10 protein-coding genes are annotated in these 15,955 nt (G+C 62.1%); 3 read left to right on the top strand and 7 right to left on the bottom strand.

Annotated elements, in window-relative coordinates; translation table 11 throughout:
* Positions 1-8: 8 nt before the first annotated feature.
* From HWX44_RS00680 to HWX44_RS00665, 4 genes are all read right to left on the bottom strand, one after another.
* Complete coding sequence (locus tag HWX44_RS00680; RefSeq protein ID WP_175972830.1) at positions 9-2,594, bottom strand: AAA family ATPase; 2,586 nt, start codon at positions 2,592-2,594, stop codon at positions 9-11.
* Between the two features lie 3 nt (positions 2,595-2,597).
* The gene (locus HWX44_RS00675) at positions 2,598-3,722 is read right to left on the bottom strand and encodes a metallophosphoesterase (protein WP_175972829.1); all 1,125 of its coding nucleotides are present in this window, start codon (positions 3,720-3,722) and stop codon (positions 2,598-2,600) included.
* A 64-nt stretch (positions 3,723-3,786) separates the two neighbouring features.
* On the bottom strand, positions 3,787-4,620 hold the full coding sequence (locus HWX44_RS00670; RefSeq protein ID WP_049155122.1) for an SWIM zinc finger family protein: 834 nt from the start codon (positions 4,618-4,620) through the stop codon (positions 3,787-3,789).
* Positions 4,621-7,692, bottom strand: coding sequence for a DEAD/DEAH box helicase (locus HWX44_RS00665; RefSeq protein ID WP_175972828.1), 3,072 nt, complete (start codon positions 7,690-7,692; stop codon positions 4,621-4,623).
* 243 nt (positions 7,693-7,935) lie between these two features.
* Between HWX44_RS00665 and putP the strand changes: the two genes are divergently transcribed.
* On the top strand, positions 7,936-9,498 hold the full coding sequence (gene putP / locus HWX44_RS00660; RefSeq protein ID WP_175972827.1) for a sodium/proline symporter PutP: 1,563 nt from the start codon (positions 7,936-7,938) through the stop codon (positions 9,496-9,498).
* Between the two features lie 112 nt (positions 9,499-9,610).
* Here putP and HWX44_RS00655 read toward each other — a convergent pair whose 3' ends face one another.
* Positions 9,611-10,951, bottom strand: a complete 1,341-nt coding sequence (locus HWX44_RS00655) for a lipase family protein (RefSeq protein WP_175972826.1) — start codon at positions 10,949-10,951, stop codon at positions 9,611-9,613.
* Positions 10,952-11,145: 194 nt separating this feature from the next.
* Between HWX44_RS00655 and HWX44_RS00650 the strand changes: the two genes are divergently transcribed.
* Positions 11,146-11,688 carry an HNH endonuclease family protein gene (locus tag HWX44_RS00650; RefSeq protein WP_175972825.1) on the top strand — a complete coding sequence of 181 codons (543 nt, stop codon included), beginning with the start codon at positions 11,146-11,148 and terminating at the stop codon, positions 11,686-11,688.
* 47 nt (positions 11,689-11,735) lie between these two features.
* Positions 11,736-12,194 carry a DUF2269 domain-containing protein gene (locus HWX44_RS00645; protein ID WP_175972824.1) on the top strand — a complete coding sequence of 153 codons (459 nt, stop codon included), beginning with the start codon at positions 11,736-11,738 and terminating at the stop codon, positions 12,192-12,194.
* 92 nt (positions 12,195-12,286) lie between these two features.
* On the opposite strand, the gene HWX44_RS00640 is transcribed toward HWX44_RS00645, so the two are convergent.
* Together HWX44_RS00640 and HWX44_RS00635 are read right to left on the bottom strand one after the other, a co-directional pair.
* Complete coding sequence (locus HWX44_RS00640) at positions 12,287-14,287, bottom strand: DEAD/DEAH box helicase (protein ID WP_175972823.1); 2,001 nt, start codon at positions 14,285-14,287, stop codon at positions 12,287-12,289.
* Positions 14,288-14,363: 76 nt separating this feature from the next.
* Positions 14,364-15,914: an ATP-binding protein gene (locus tag HWX44_RS00635; protein WP_175972822.1), complete on the bottom strand. Its 1,551-nt coding sequence runs from the start codon at positions 15,912-15,914 to the stop codon at positions 14,364-14,366.
* Between the last annotated feature and the right edge of the window lie 41 nt (positions 15,915-15,955).

Here is a 15,955-nt window from a genome sequence, read left to right as displayed (position 1 = left end):
TCCGGCTCTTAAGCATTCCTAAGCCTCACCATGTCAAGGTCTATGCGACCGGGTACCCAGGAATAGCGCTGCGGCATACAGGTGAGCACGATGACCTGTGTTGTCTTCCCTGCCTTAGTAAACAGCGCAGCCATGAGCTGGAGACGCTGCGAGTCGGTGGAGCCCAGCGCGTCATCGATAACGACGGGTACCGGTTCACTGGACACCAGCTGGGCGATGGCAAAGCGCGTCAGGATGCTCAACTGCTCCTTGGCGCCGCCGGAGAGCGCATCGAAGGCCACGGTTTCGCCGTTGCGGCTGCGCGCCTGCACCTTGAGCTCTTCGGAAAGCTCGAAGTCCACGTCACCGCCGAACACGGTGCGGGCTAGTCCGTTGAGCGCAGTGACGAAAGGCGCGGCATACCGCTGACGGGCGGCGTCGCGATGGCGCAGAATGAGCGAACGCAGGTAGCGCGCGGCCTCCGCGCGGCGCTGGATGGCAGCGTGGCGCTCACGAGCAACGTCGAGTTCGGCAGCGGCCTTCTCCTCGTTTTCGGCCGCGCCCGAGTGCATATCGATAAGCCCGCGGAACTCACGCATATCCCCCACCGCTGCATTAACCGCTGCCTTCAAGGATTCAACGTGCGTGTGCGCTCCCCGCGCCAACTGCTCCGCGGTGTCGACATCGACGGCGGACATCTCCTCCAGCGCTTTCTTCTCAGCAGTGTGCGCGGTCCGTGCTGCTTCGATAGCGGCGGTCACGCCTTCATCCGTTAGCTGGGCACGCGCCGACTCCACTGCCGCGGCCTTGGCATCGCGCTGCACGGTGGCCTCCTCCGCACGGACCATAGCCACCTCCAGTGCCGCGCCCGCCTTGTTCTCGCGGTAGGGCGCCAGGGCGCGATCAAGCTCATCCAGCTTCCTGCGCAACTCCTCTTCCTCACGCTCCACCACAGTCAGCTCCCGCGGCTTCGCGTCGTCCTCAGTAGTCCCGCCGGCCTCCTCGGCGTCCTCAGCATCGGCCGCGCCCGCCTCAAAGCGCGCACGCAGCTCACCGAGGTCCTCCCCGCCCAGCGCAGCATGAAGCTCGCGGGCAGCAGTATCCGTGGCGGAGGCCAGCTCCGCGTGCTTTTCGTGGGTGGCGCGGGCGGACTCAAGGTCTTCGCACCCGGCATCCTCCAGCAGGCGTGCGAGCTCCACGCGGGCCTTCTCCACGCCTTCCTCACCGCTATCACCTGCGCCGGCTGCATAGCGGGCGGTGATATCACCGACCTTCAGCGTGGTGCCCTCGCGCAGTTCGACTGCCAGTTCTTGACCGTTCTCCAGCGCACGTTCCTCGCCATCGACGACAAAGGAGCCCTTGCCGGAAAAGTAGAGCTTGGACGCCGCGGCCGCCCGCAGGCGCTCCTGGACGGTGACCTCGCGAGCCGCGTCCTCCAAGGCCTGAAGGTTCGGTACGTCGGGAGTCGCCGCCAGCTCACGGCGGCGGGCTGCCAAAGTCTCTTCCAGCTTGTTCAGTGTTTCGAGTCGGGTGCCCAGAGCCTCACGTTCAGCGCGCTGCTGCTCGCGGCGGGCGCGCTGGCGTTCCTCGCGCACGGCCTCATAGCGCTTGTGGACCTCGGCACGCTCTTCCTCTAGTTTCGTGCGGACGGCGGCTTCTTCCTCGGCGCGCTCGCGGGCTTGAATAACCGCGGCGGCGGCACGCTCAGCAGCCTCGACAGCTGCGGCATGCTCAGCAACCACAGCTTTACGGCGCTGCGCTTCCTCCTCCGCGCGCGTCACGGCCTCCGCTGCCCGAGCCACCGCCGCCTCCTGCGCGGTGACCTTCTCCTGGGCGGCCCGAGCAGCGAGCAGCTCACCGTCACGGCGCTCGCATTCTTCCGCGGCCACCGGCAGAGCGGATTCAGCATCCTTCTTCTTCAGCTCGGCGGCTTCATAGCGCTCCACCACGCCGTCGAGCTCCCGCAGCGAGGCCTCGGTGGCAGCGTGCTTCTCCTCAGCATCCGCTAGCGCGGCGATGGCGGACTTATAGTCTCCTGCCGGCTTGTCTGTCTTCGCGGTGAAGTACTCCTTGTACTCCGCCTCGATGCGTGTGAGCAGCTCGGAGTCTTCCGCCGCGGCACTCGCCCCGGTTTCCTCCTCCAGCGCTGCGGTCAGGGAAGGAATGCCCACCGCGGCGATGCCTTGGTGGGGGTCGTCCTGGCGGACGAAGAGGACGTCGAGAAGCGCGCGGTCCACGTGCTCACTGAGGATGCGCTCCAACTCCCCATCGGCCTCAGCACCGGTCCACTGGCCCGGGCGCGGGGAGAAAACATGCAGCTCCGAGGTGCGCTTTTTCACCCACCGCTTGCGAATGCGGAAACGGTAGGGCCCCACGGTTGCCTCCAGCGTGACCTCAGGTCCCACATCGCGGCCGGCAGGCTGCAGCGCCCTCACCGGCTTGGAATTTGCCGTGTGCTTTTCCGTGAGCACGAAATCGATGGCCTCCACCAGCGTGGACTTTCCAGCTTCGTTCGGCCCACCGATGACCACCACCCCGGTCTCCGGGAGGTCCTTGACCTCCAGGTGCTCCACGCCCCGGACGTTGTTTAGTTCAACAGAATGCAGCTGCATCATGGTTTAGGCTCCCTTCGCGCTGAGGCGGAACAGCAGGTTGGCGGCGTCGCGGGCAGTGGGATTATCTAGGTCCTCGAGCAGCTCCGCTAGCGCATCGGCGGCGTACCCGCTCAAACTCAGCTCGCCGAGTTCTTCTTCTGAGGGCGCCAGATGCAGGTCCATGGTCCTCTTGCGCGGCTTGAGGGAGGCAAAGACCTCCTCCATCTCCGCCAGGCCCTGCTCCAGACGGGCCTGCGCGCTCAAGCCCACGGTGCCACGCAGGCTGTACTTCACCGCGGTGCGAATCTTCTCCGGAACGGCATCGAGCTCCGCAAGAAAAGCCTCGACCTCCTCCAGTGAGTTAACGTCCGCATCAATCGCCCGGAAGTCCCAGCGGCCAACGCGGTGCTTGACGACGTCCACCCGCTCCCCCTCAACGGTCACCACCAAGGCGTTGCCCGAATCGCGCTCCCGATCGTCGAAGGCCGTGGTCTCCGGGCTGCCGGAGAACCATACCTTGCCGGAGCGGCCCAAAGATTCGGTGGAGTGCGTATCCCCCAGCGCCAGGTAATCGATAACACCCTTATCCAGGCACTCTTCCACGAAGGCGAGGTCGATCGTATCGGCATCCGAATCCTCGCCCTCGCCCGCGCGGGATTCCACCTGGCCGTGGCCCACCGCGATGCGAACCGCGCCCTCCTCGGCAGGCGGCAGCGGCTCCAGCGCACGGCGCACGAGGTCATAATTAGCCCGCTTGGACAGGTAAGGAGCACCGACGATCTCCACGCCCGGGCGCACCGCAATCGGCTCCGAATCAGCAATCACGTGCACGTTATCCGCAAAGGAGTTGAAGAAGATGGAATCCGCCACGAGAGGGTCATGGTTGCCGGGCAACAGGTAGACCGGAACCGGCAGGCGCTTGAACATATCCTTCGCCCGCAGCAGCGTGGACTTGCTCAAGGAGTTGTGTTCAAACACGTCACCGGCCACGACGATGAACTCGGCACCCGTCTCGGTGGCCAGCTCCCCCAGGCGCAACACCGCCGCCTCGCGGTCATCATCAAAACGCGATTGCGCCGCGGGACTTAAAAACCAGCGGGTCATGCCCAGCTGAAAATCGGAGGTGTGGATGAACGTGACCGCGGCCATGCAAACTCCCTACAACGTGGTCCAGGGCTGGGCGTGTGAGCCCCTCCCCTTAAGGTGGCAATGTCTAGTGCGTCAGATGATAGTAAAGGTCCTCGACATCGGAGACCGCCCGAAGCAAATCTATGTTCGTATGGCTGACGGAGCGCATGGCCTTGCGCAACAGTTCCGGGTCGGAATCATCCACCGCAGGAGCGGTCTTGGGCTCCGGCAACGGCGGCAGCTCGCGCCCCTCCCAGAACAAAGCATTGCGTTCCTCGGCCGAGATTTCAGCGGCCGCAGAAGCGGAAAACGAGTCCTCCGAGGCCGCCTTGGCCTGCTCCATGACCGCTTGCTCGAGCCGCGCGAAGTCGAGTCCGCGCAGGGCAAAAATCACGGAAGGATCGGCATCCATCCGGGCCGCGAGGCGGTCTGCCACCGCCACGACGTGCTTGCACACGTACTCCGGGTCGGGGCAGGTACAGGAAAAGCGGAGGTCGTCGGGGTACTCGGCGATGAGGATGTCGAGGGAGGCGTCGGCAAGCATGCCCTCCCTGGCCTTCGCCACGGAGTTGGGCGTGCGCGCGAACATCTCCGACAGCCGCCCGATGTCCTCGTTATTGCGGTAGGGCACCTGGATAAGCACCGCGAAAGGTTCGTTCTGAGAGCCCGCGACCTTTCCGTGCACCGCACCATTGCGCACATCGAGGCCCACGACGTGGCCCTCCGTGGCGTACTGGCGCCCGCGGCGAATTCGGCCGGAATCCGTTTGCTGGTTGACAAAGTTGAGCAGGCGCGTGGCCGCCGGCTGCATGGTGCGCACGCGGTCGACGCGGTTGACCTCCTCCGGAGTGCTCACGCGCTTGCGGGTGCCGAAGTTGGCGTAGATGACGTTGTTGTCCTCAGGACTCTTTGGTGCCATTTACTTCTCCTGTTCCCTGTAGCTCATGAGGTCCGCCAGCTGCTCGGGGCTCAGTTCGGTGAGCCAGCCCTCGCCTTCGCCCACGACGGCACCGGCCAGCTGCGTCTTACCGTCGAGGATGTCCTGGATGGATTCCTCCAAAGTACCGGCGGTAATCATCTTGTAGACCTGTACGTTGCGCTGCTGGCCGATGCGGAAGGCGCGGTCCGTGGCCTGGTTTTCCACCGCCGGATTCCACCAGCGGTCCATGTGCACGACAATCGACGCCGCCGTGAGGTTCAACCCGGTACCACCCGCCTTGAGCGAGAGCAGCATGACGGGTGCGCCATCATCGGCCTGGAATTCCTCCACCATCTGGTCGCGCCGGTTCTTGCTCACCCCGCCGTGGAGGAAGGGAATCTCGCAGCCCAGCTGCTCAGACAGGTAGGGCTGGAGGACGTCACCGAAAGCCTTGTACTGGGTAAAGACCAGCACGCGCTCCGAGGATTCGATGGCTTGGTCGATGATCCGCATGAGTTCTTCCACCTTGCCGGAGCGGTGCTTGCCCTTGATGGTGACAGCGCTGCCATCGGCCAAGAAGTGCGCTGGGTGGTTGCAAATCTGCTTGATGCGGGTCAGCGATGCCAAGATGAGGCCGCGGCGCGAGATCCCCTCCTTCTTCTTTGCCAAGGCCTGCTCCACGTCATTGACCAGAGCCTTATAGAGGGCTGCCTGCTCATCGGTCATGCGCACGGTGATAATCTGCTCGGACTTCTCCGGCAGGTCATCGATGATATTCGGATCCGTTTTGAGGCGGCGCAAGATGAACGGGCCGGTGAGCAGGCGCAGGCGCTCCGCCATGACATCGCTTCCTTCGCGCTCGATGGCCTTGGCAAAGTGGTTGCGGAAGAAGGAAGCTGAGCCCAGGATCCCGGGGTTGCAGTAGTCCAGGATGGAGCGCATTTCCGACAGCCGGTTCTCAATCGGCGTGCCGGTCAGCGCCACGCGGTGCCGCGAGGGGATGGCGCGCACGGCCTTGGAGGAGCGCGTGGAGGCGTTCTTGATCGCTTGGGCCTCATCGAGGACCACGCGGTCCCACTCCACCTTGCTCAAGGTCAGGAAGTCACGGCTGACCGTGCCATAGGAGGTGATGACGATATCGGCGTTCTGCGCCGCCGTGACCAGCTCCTCGCCCTTTAGGCGCCCGGTGCCATGTTGCACCATGACCTTAAAGTCCGGCACGAAGCGCTTGGCTTCCCTAGCCCAGTTGCCCACCACGGAGGTCGGGGCAACCACTAGGGTGGGCTTCCACGCCTCCGCTTCCCCCTCAGTCTCATGGGCAGCCTTCTCTACCGCCAGCAGGGACAACAGCTGCAGCGTCTTGCCCAAACCCATGTCATCCGCCAGCACCGCGCCGATGTTGTTGCGGGACATCCAATACAGCCAGTCGACGCCCCGGCGCTGGTACTCGCGCAGCTCGGCATGGACCGTATCGGGGATCTCCACGCGGTCGGGCGCAGTACTATCCAGCCCGCCAAGCAGCGAGGTGTGCCACTCGGAGCCAGTGAAGGCAACGGGGTCCTCCGCCATCGACTTCAAGGCCATCTCGCGCAGGTCCGCCAGCGTGACCGCTTCTTCTTGTTCACCCTCGTTGAATTCCTTGCGGCGGCGTTCCACCTCGGCCACAAGTTCTTCCCAGCCGGGTTGTTCCAGCTGACGGGCCATCTCCGCGGTCGCGGCGAGTTGCTCCAGCTCCTTCAGGGCGCGCTTGCGGGCTGTGTCCGCCAACTCGCGCATGTACTGCGAGATCTTGTTCAAAGCCTGGGTATCCGCCATGACCCACTCGCCGCGCAGGCGAATGAGACCAGACTTGGAGGAGATGAGCTCGTGCATTTCGGCGTCGGTAAGCTGCGTATCCCCAACCGAGAGCTTCCAGTCATAGCTGAACAGCTTTTCCATGCCGATGTGCGCCTTGGTGGCGGCATCGGCTGGATCGCGCACCTCCGTGGTTTCCAGCTTGGCCTTGGTCTCCATGTGGGACCAGGACTTGGGCAGCAGCACGGTAAAGCCGGCTTTGCGCAGGGCGGCGGCGTCGTGGGTGACAAAATCCACGAGCTGCTCCGTGGTCAGGTACACATCCCAGTCACCCGCATTCCGGCTCGCCGGGGCGGAGTTGTACTTCAGCCGCGGTGCCACGTCGAAGGCATGGCGGCGGACTTCGCGCAGCTTCTCGACGCTCCCCCGATCCAACTGCTCCTGCCGCACCGGCATCGGTGAATCAGTCCCAGAACGAACCAGCAGGCGGATGGGCCACGCTGCATCCTCGACGGAGACATTCTCATTTGGTGGCTCCTCCACGAGGAACACCAGCTGGAGATCGACGGAGGTAATGGAATCCTTCCACTCGTTGAGACCGCGCAGCAACTGCGCGCGCCCCTTCTTCACGGGCGAAGTTCTCAACAGCGCCTGGGCGAAGTCATGCCAGGGTGCAGCGCGTGGGGCATCGATCTGCGGGCGCAGCTGAGTATAGGCAATCCAGTGTGTGAGCTCATCCGCCAAATCATCAGAGAGAGCCCGGTTATTAATGGAGAGGATGCCGGGCGCGGAGGCCAGCATCTCTGCCAGCCAGCTGCGCTCCCCCAAGCCCGAAGCCAGTTGCCACATCGGGTACCACTCGCCGGCTTGGTAGGACAGGCGGATGGTCACGCGGCCGGCCCGGACGAAACGGTAGAGGCCGCGGTAGGCGCGGATGAGCCACAAAAGATCTGGCGCGATGGTCGCGCGCTGCTCCGGGGTGGCCGCTTGGCTATCGGTGTCGAGGTATTCCAGCTTGGCCAAGGTCTCCACCGCTTCATCCGGGGCGAACATGGCCATGGGCACCATGAGGGAGACATCTTTGCCCTTTGGAGTGCGCAGGGACACTCGTGCTCGGTTGCGGAAGGTCTTCTTACTCAGGATGCTATCGACCACATCCGGGAAGGTTCCCTCTGGGACTGCTGAGGGCATGATGATTTTGTGCCCTTCGACCTGTTCGATCCATAGACTCAGGCCGGAGACGGGCAGCCAGAGGCCATGCAGCAGGTAAGAAGCCATAGGGGCCAGTCTAGCAGCACGCCTTCTGGGGGACGGGGTCGCAGAAAGTTCCCGAATCCTGCCTAAATAGACAATCGTTATAGTCTCGTTACATAACGACGTAACACCAGTAAGACCGTACAATAAGCTGTGACCAAGGTAACCAAATACTGGTCAACCAGCCAATTTTCAGTTGGGTAGGAGCTTGTGCCTCGTTAGCGTGGTTAGGTCCTATTTTTTAATCTCAATCTCAAGGAGAGATCAGTGCAAGACTCCACTTGGTATGTCGTTGCGATGATCATCTACCTGCTTGCCATGGCCGCTATCGGCTTCTGGAGCTACAAGCAGACGGATGAGTACGACGACTACGTTCTCGCCGGCCGCGGCCTCCACCCGTTCGTAGCCGCCCTATCCGCCGGCGCTTCCGATATGTCGGGTTGGCTGCTCATGGGCCTGCCTGGCGCTTTGTTCCTGACCGGTATGTCCGAGCTGTGGATGGCGATCGGCCTCCTCATCGGTGCTTGGGCCAACTGGAAGTGGGTCGCGCCGCGTCTGCGCTCCTACTCCGAAATTGCCGGCAACTCCATTACCGTGCCCTCCTTCTTTGAAAACCGCCTGCACGATAAGTCGCGCCTGCTGCGCATCATCGCGGCGGCCATCATTATCTTCTTCTTCACCTTCTACGTCTCCTCCGGCATGGTGGCCGGCGGCCGTTACTTCGAGTCCAGCTTCGGCGGCGACTACATGGTCGGCATGCTCGTCGTGGCAGCCGTGACGGTCTTCTACACCTTCGTCGGTGGCTTCCTGGCGGTGTCCTACACCGATACCGTCCAGGGCCTGCTGATGTTCGCCTCGCTCATCATCGTGCCGATCATGGTGCTCTTCTCCTTGGACAACCCGGGTGAGATCTTCAGCTTCGCCGCTGAGAACCTCTACGCCACCGGTGGCGTGATTGAGAACCCCAATTACTTCTCCCTGTTCTCCGGCGTATCCGCTGCCGTCATCATCGGCAACCTGGCCTGGGGCCTGGGTTACTTTGGCCAGCCGCACATCATCGTGCGCTTCATGGCGCTGCGCAAGCCTTCCGACGCCCGCGCGGGCCGCTTCTACGGTGTCAGCTGGATGGGCATCTCCCTGATCGGAGCCATCTTTGTGGCGCTCTCCGGCACGGTCTTCTTCACTGAGACCAACCACTCCATTACTGACCAGGAGAACTACGAGACCATCTTCCTGGACATGGCTCAGGTCATGTTCCACCCGCTCTTTGCTGGTCTGGTTCTGACCGCTGTTCTCGCGGCCATCATGTCCACGATGTCCTCCCAGATGCTGGTTGTCTCCACCTCCCTCATCGAGGACCTCTACCTCATCTTCGCTAAGAAGAAGCCGCGCCAGGAGGTTCTGATCAACCTCTCCCGTACCGCCGTCGTGGCCATCGCCATCATCGCTGCCGTGCTGGCTATCAACCCGTCGGATTCGATCCTGGGTCTGGTCGGCTTCGCCTGGGCTGGCTTCGGCTCCGCCTTCGGCCCAATCGTCCTGCTGTCGCTGTATTGGAAGCGCCTCAACTCCACCGGCGCCATCGCCGGCATGATCACCGGTGCCGTCGTGGCCATTGGCTGGGGCATGAGCCCGCTGGGCGATACCCTCTACGAGCTGGTTCCGGGCTTCATCTCCGCTCTGCTCGTATCCGTCGGCGTGTCCCTTGCCACCAAGGCTCCGGATGAGAAGGTCATCCAGGAATTCGAGGAGGCTACCCGCTTGGCCAAGCTCGTCGAAGAAAACGATGACTTGGACTTCGAGGAGGCCGCGGAGAAGGTTCAGAAGTAGCCTTCGATCCCTCCTCCCCCTCCCTCTTTTAAACCCCTCGTCGAGCTAGTTCATCACTAAGCTCCGGCGAGGGGTTTGTCTTGTGAACTGAGGCGACCGAGACACCTTCCTCTTAAGACAGCGCTGCCTCAATAGCCTTGACGGATTCCGTAATATGCGGAACGGTACCAGCCACGTGGGAGCGGGCATCATTCGGAATGAAGGTCACGTTTGCGCCACGCGAAGTCCACTGCTCAACCAGCTGCTCAGCGGTGGAGAAAGGAATCACATCATCGCCGCGGCCGTGCGTAACCACCACCGGAATCGACGGCGCATCGTAACCAATGTGCTGGTCCGCCAGAATTCGGTCAAAGGGCGCAGTAGCAACGAATTGGTCAACGCTCTTTCCCTCATTGCTGATCTGTTCAATGGTGGTTCCTGAAAAGCCAGCCAGCCCCAGGGTACAGGTGTTGGTGGCGCGCTTGAGAATTGCAGCCCCCTTCTCATTGAGATGAGCGTACAGGTCTTCGCCATAGGAGTTACTCAAGCCCAACAACGCATAGGACTCAAAAAGGAAGTACAGCGTGCCGTCGAGAGCCGGCGGCAGCAACGTCAGATCCGCGGGTGCAGCACCAATCGTTGCTAGCTTGACGTTAAGCTCAGGCGCGTAGTCATCATAGAGCTCCGCTGCTGATGCCGCTGCCCCACCTCCCTGCGAATAGCCGTTAATGAACACGGGGTTGTCACCACTAATATCCCAACCGCTCAGCTGCTGTGCTGCACGCGCACTATCCAAGACTGCGTGCCCCTGGGAGACTCTGTCCATGTAAGTGTGCATTCCTGGGGTACCAAGACCTTCATAGTCTGTCACCACCACCGCATATCCCTTCTTCAAGTATTGCTCGAAGAAGAACTGCTCATAGTCTCCCACGCCTTCAGCAATCTTGCGCGACGGCGCACAGCGGTCTGCCACACCCTGGGTACCAGGGGCGAATGCTACAACCGGGCGTGGTCCAGGCTTCGTCCATGCTGCTTTGGGCTCAATAACAATGCCGCTGACTGCCGTTTTCTCTCCCGTGCGGTTGATGGAGGAATACAGGATGCGCTGGGCCTTGTAGGGGCCGATATTTGTAATTCCGAGGGTATTCGCCGGGTTGCGAACAGGCGCGGAACGGAAAAGCTGGCCGGGGGTGGATGACTCCAGATCTACAGCATCGTGGTAGAAGGCCGAGTATTCATCACCGACCGGACTGTTACCACCAGGTGCTGGTGCTGTGGAGTAATTCTTTAACTCTTCGGCGGCATCCTTAATGTCACCGGATTCGTTGGGGCTCTCCGTTGCTATGGGGTCTTTGAGGGCTTCCTCGGCGAGTGCAGATTCCGGCAGTTCCGGCGCGACGTCCTGCGCAAAGGCAAGAGGGCTTGCTGCAACAACGAGACATGTCGCAGCAAGAATGGGGAGCGGAGATTTCACTGCGTTTCCTTTCTTTTAGCAGTGATAGCGGGATCAGTAATTTTGACATTCTTAATCTATTACCAAGCTAATTATTAAAACTATTCTTATTTTGTCAAGTTTTGTTGACATCACAACCCACCTAATTGCGTGCTTGGCGACGCCCCTCCGAGCCCTTCAGGAACCCCTCCACGCCACGTGCAGTCTAAAAGTGCATGAACCTGCGCGCGGCCTATATCGGTTTCCTCTCCATAGCCACGGTGGCCTACGGCGGCTACCATCTCCTTCCTGGTCCGGACCTGGGTGTGACTACCGTGCCTGCGCGCGTGGAGGTCCCTGGCTACGACCGCGATGACTTCGGCGGCTGGGCGCCCGGGACGCGTGACACCGTCAAAGAAGCGCAGACCATCGACGGCGCCCTTTACGATCCTTATGCGCACGCACCCGCGCCGGAGCGCGTAGAAGTCGACCACGTCTTTCCGCTCTCAGCGGCCTGGGACCTTGGCGCATCAACGTGGCCGCGGGAAAAGAAGATGGCCTTCGCCAACGATCCGCTCAACCTCGTCGCCACCGCCCGCAGCCTTAACCAAACCAAGTCCGATTCCCTGCCGGCCGACTGGCTCCCGCCCGCCGACCGCTGCGACTACTCGCTGCGCCTTGCCGCGGTGGCGCGCAAGTACCAACTACCGTTGCCTGACCGCGATTATGCGGTTATGCGCCACCAGTGCCGATTCGATTTCATCTCCCAGCACCGTTAGACTTTCGCTGGGAAAAGCCCCGTACAGAAAGGTAAAGCGCACTCCCCATGACAAGCTTGCTTATTTTCCTCCATGCCTTCGCCGCTATCTTGTTGGTCGGTACCGTGTGTATCTCCACCTCCGCCTTCCCGGCACAGCTGGCAAAGGCTGGCGCTGGTGATGCTTCGGCCGCTGGTGCCGCCGGCATCCTCAACAAGATCACCTCGACCTATGGCTACATTTCCGCCATTGTTCCGGTTATCGGTCTGGCAGTCTTCCTTACCGATCTCGACGCTTACAAGTCCGCTGTTCAGTACCACATCGCCCTCCTTCTCTCCGTCATCGCCTGGGTGATTCTGCTCGTCGTGGTCATCCCGAAGCAGAACAAGGCCATGGCCGCGATTGCTACCCCGGGCAGCGCCGACGTGGCCAAGTTGAAGAAGCAGCTGGCTATGTTCTCCGGTATCTTCAACCTGCTGTGGGTTGTCTGCGCACTCCTCATGTACGTAGACAAGTTCCAGTTCTAGTCAGCAGAAATAGCGAAAACCTCCCAAGCTCTCTCATGAGTTTGGGAGGTTTTCTTGTGCAGATCTAGCGCCATCGCGGCGCCGAGCGAGGGCTAGTCACGCCAACCGCCGCGGCGCCCGCCACGGTCGCGGCCACGTCCACCGCGGTCACGGTCGCGGTATCCGCCGCGTTCACCGCGTCCGCGTCCGCCGTAGCCGCCGCGGCCACGGTCATCATCAAAGTTCCGGCGCGGCGGGCGGCCGGTGTCCTTCTGAATCTTGATGAGCTGTCCGGAAATGCGGGTGTCCTTCAGACGGTCCAGCACTGCCGGGTCCAGGTTCTTCGGCAGGTCCACCAAGGTGTGGCCCACCGCGATGGTGATACGACCGAAGTCCTTGGAGGTCAGACCACCTTCATTAGCCAGCGCGCCCACGATCGCACCCGGGCGCACGTTCTGACGCTTGCCGACGTCCAGACGGTACGTCTCAAAGTCCCCATCCGGGCGGCGCGGGCCACGGTCGCGGTCGCGGCCGCCGCGGTCACGACCACGGTCACCGCGGTCACGCCCGCGGCCGTCGCGCTCGAAACGATCGCGCTCGCGACGGTCCTTCTTAGTCACCGGGCGCTCCTTGAGCAGGAAGTCCGTCCCGCCCTGCAGCTGCACGGCCAGGGCCGCGGCGATATCATCCATCGCCACATTCTCCGCTGCAGAGTACTCACGCACCATGTCGCGGAAGAACTCGAACTGCTTGTCCTCCTGCGAAGCGCCGATGGAAGCGAAGAACTTCTCCTTGCGCTTCGCATTGACCTCATCCGCGGTCGGAAGATCCATCTCCTCCAAGCGGGCGTTGGTCACGCGCTCGATGGAGCGCAGCATGCGGCGCTCACGCGGGGTGACAAACAGGATGGCCTCACCAGTGCGGCCAGCACGGCCGGTACGGCCAATACGGTGCACGTAGGACTCGGTGTCATTCGGGATGTCGTAGTTGACCACGTGGGTAATGCGGTCCACGTCGAGACCGCGGGCGGCAACGTCGGTAGCCACCAAGATGTCGAGGCGGCCATCCTTAAGCTGATCGACGGTGCGCTCACGCTGCTGCTGGGCAATATCGCCATTGATGGCGGCAGCGTTGTAGCCGGCCTCCTTGAGGCTATCGGCCACGTCCTCAGTCGCGTGCTTGGTGCGGCAGAAAACGATGATGGCGTCGTAGTCAATGACCTCGAGGATGCGGGTAAAGGCATCCATCTTGTGGCGGTGCGGGGTCAGCAGGAAGCGCTGCGTGATGTTGTCATTCGTACGGCGCTCCGACTTCACAGTGACCTCAGCGGGATCGTTGAGGTACTGCTTAGACAGGCGGCGAATCGAGTTCGGCATGGTGGCCGAGAAGAGTGCGACCTGCTTGTCCTCTGGGGTGTCCTCAAGAATGCGCTCGACGTCTTCCTGGAAGCCCATGTTAAGCATCTCGTCCGCCTCATCGAGGACGAGGAAGCGCAACTGCGAGATATCCAGGGAGCCCTTCTCCAGGTGGTCGATGACGCGGCCCGGGGTGCCCACGATGATCTGGGCGCCACGGCGCAGCCCGGAGAGCTGGATGCCATAAGCCTGGCCACCGTAGATAGGCAGAACTTCGATGCGACCCAAGTGGTCGGCGAAGGACTGGAAGGAGTCCGCTACCTGGAGGGCCAGCTCGCGCGTGGGCGCGAGGACCAGAGCCTGCGGGTAGCGGGCCTCGGTATCAATCTGGGAGAGAACCGGCAGCGCGAAGGCCGCGGTCTTACCCGTACCCGTCTGGGCCAGACCGACGACGTCGCGGCCCTCCATGAGGATCGGGATGGTTTCTTCCTGAATTGGGGATGGCTTGGTAAAGCCCACCTTGGACACGGCTTCCTGAACGTCATCGGGAAGGCCGAGGTGCGCAAAACCCTGGGAGTTGTCGTTGGCTGAAGTTTCCTCAGCGCCGGTGTCCTCAGGGTTATTCGCAGCCCCGGTGTCCTGGTTGGATACCTGCGAAGCGTCCAGAGCTTCGCCACCTTGCGAGTTTTCCTGAGATTCCGACTTATTGAATTCTTCCGGCTCGTTTACGCCGCCGGTGGCGTTATCGGTAATGCTCATTGCTCAGACCAGAGTACGGCACCGGCACCCAATTAGCTATTTCACCGCTGAATTACCCGACCTTTTCCGCCTCGGGCTACTCCTTCGCAGCGTAACGCGTGGCGCGGTCACCGTGTTTGCCGCGCATCGTGACGTGCCCTGACTCGATGAGCTTGCCCAACGCGTAACGCACCTGGCCGCGGGTGAGCTGCGTGCTGTTCACGATGTCCACGAGCGAGAGCTCGCCGTTCCGGCGCAGCGCGCTAAGCACAAGGGCTGGGTTTCCGCCGAGCTTGGCGACGAGCCCGTCTTCCACCACACTGCCCTCCTTCGCTGTCTGCGCTGGGGCAAGCGCGGGTTGAAAGGAAGCAGAGTCGCTGCGAGTCGCGGGGGCGTGCTCGTCATCGCCTCGCCCCGCTCTCCAGAGGATCACGGTAAAGCGAACACCAGTGTCGATGAGGGTCGGCGGGCGCAAGCCGGCTTTGCGAAGGGACGAAAAGACGACCTTCATGCCTCCGCCCTGGCCCTCGATGACGCGCTCGCCATCCTCTAGACGCAATTTCGTGCTCAGTGCATACAGGCGCGGGTTTACAGCGACGGGTGACAGTACCCTTCCCTTGAGTTCTTCCACGGAGATGCCGCGTAGCCCACCCGGGCTGGTCACGATCAGTGCCTGGCGATTCAGCCGAATGGTGACGAACTTCCCGGCACCTAAGCTTTCCGGCCCGAGGTCTCGGTGGACCACGGCATTAGCTATGACCTCTCGGACCGCCTCGAGGGGAAGCTCGGGAACCTCGCGCAGATGTCCATCCGTGCCATAGACCAAGTCGGTATCGACATTCCGGCGCACCCACGCCACGGCCGCATCCACCAGATCCGGGACGGGCCCATAAAACTCTTCCAGGTTCCGGGTGCGTGGTCCTTCCTCCCCCGCCGGGTATTGCACGGCCGCAGAAATATGCAGGTCAGGAAAGAATCCCTGCGGAAAGCGCCCCAGAGCGTACAAACCGGCCACACTCAGCTGTCCTTGGGCATCGACCACGCGGAATAGCTCCAGTAACTCGGCATCACTCGCACCCCGCAAACGAGCGGTGGCTTTGCGCAGCTCCGCCACTGCTTCCTTGAGCACCGAATCATCACAAACTTCTAGGCTTGACCCAGGAACGGGTTCTGAGTCATAGGCAATGGCCTCGCGCGCGTGTAGTTTATCCACCTCGATCATGCGGAGGTCATTGGAGCTCATGACATAGTCACCGTCCGCCATGCGCAGGTAGGGCCGCCCCCGATAGAGCGCCGGCCGCTGGTGCGGCAGCACGCCTTCGATGTGGCCGAGCACCACAGCACGCCCTTCGATTTGGAGGGTCTGGGTCTCAATGTAAGGCGCGGGTTCCACGAGGGTGCGTGCCTGATCCGCCAGGGCGCCTTCGATAGCGCCAGGATCGTCCACGCCGTGCACCGCAAAGCCGGGCTCCGCCACTCCAATGATGACGGTGCCGCCACGCGGCATGTTGGCGAAGGCACACAGAGTAGCCCCCAGGGACTGCGGCATTCCGCCGCGTCCCGATTTCACCTCCACGGTCGTCGTATCCGACTGCAAGAGGCGACAGTGCTCGAGGTAGTCCTCGAGCTGCTCTACTGTCCACATCATGCCTGCAGAATACCTCAGACTGCAAAGTTTTACACTCTAGA

Source organism: Corynebacterium sp. Marseille-Q2823 (genome assembly GCF_903645345.1).
Lineage (GTDB): Bacteria > Actinomycetota > Actinomycetes > Mycobacteriales > Mycobacteriaceae > Corynebacterium > Corynebacterium hiratae.
This window is presented reverse-complemented; position numbering and strand designations above follow the sequence as displayed.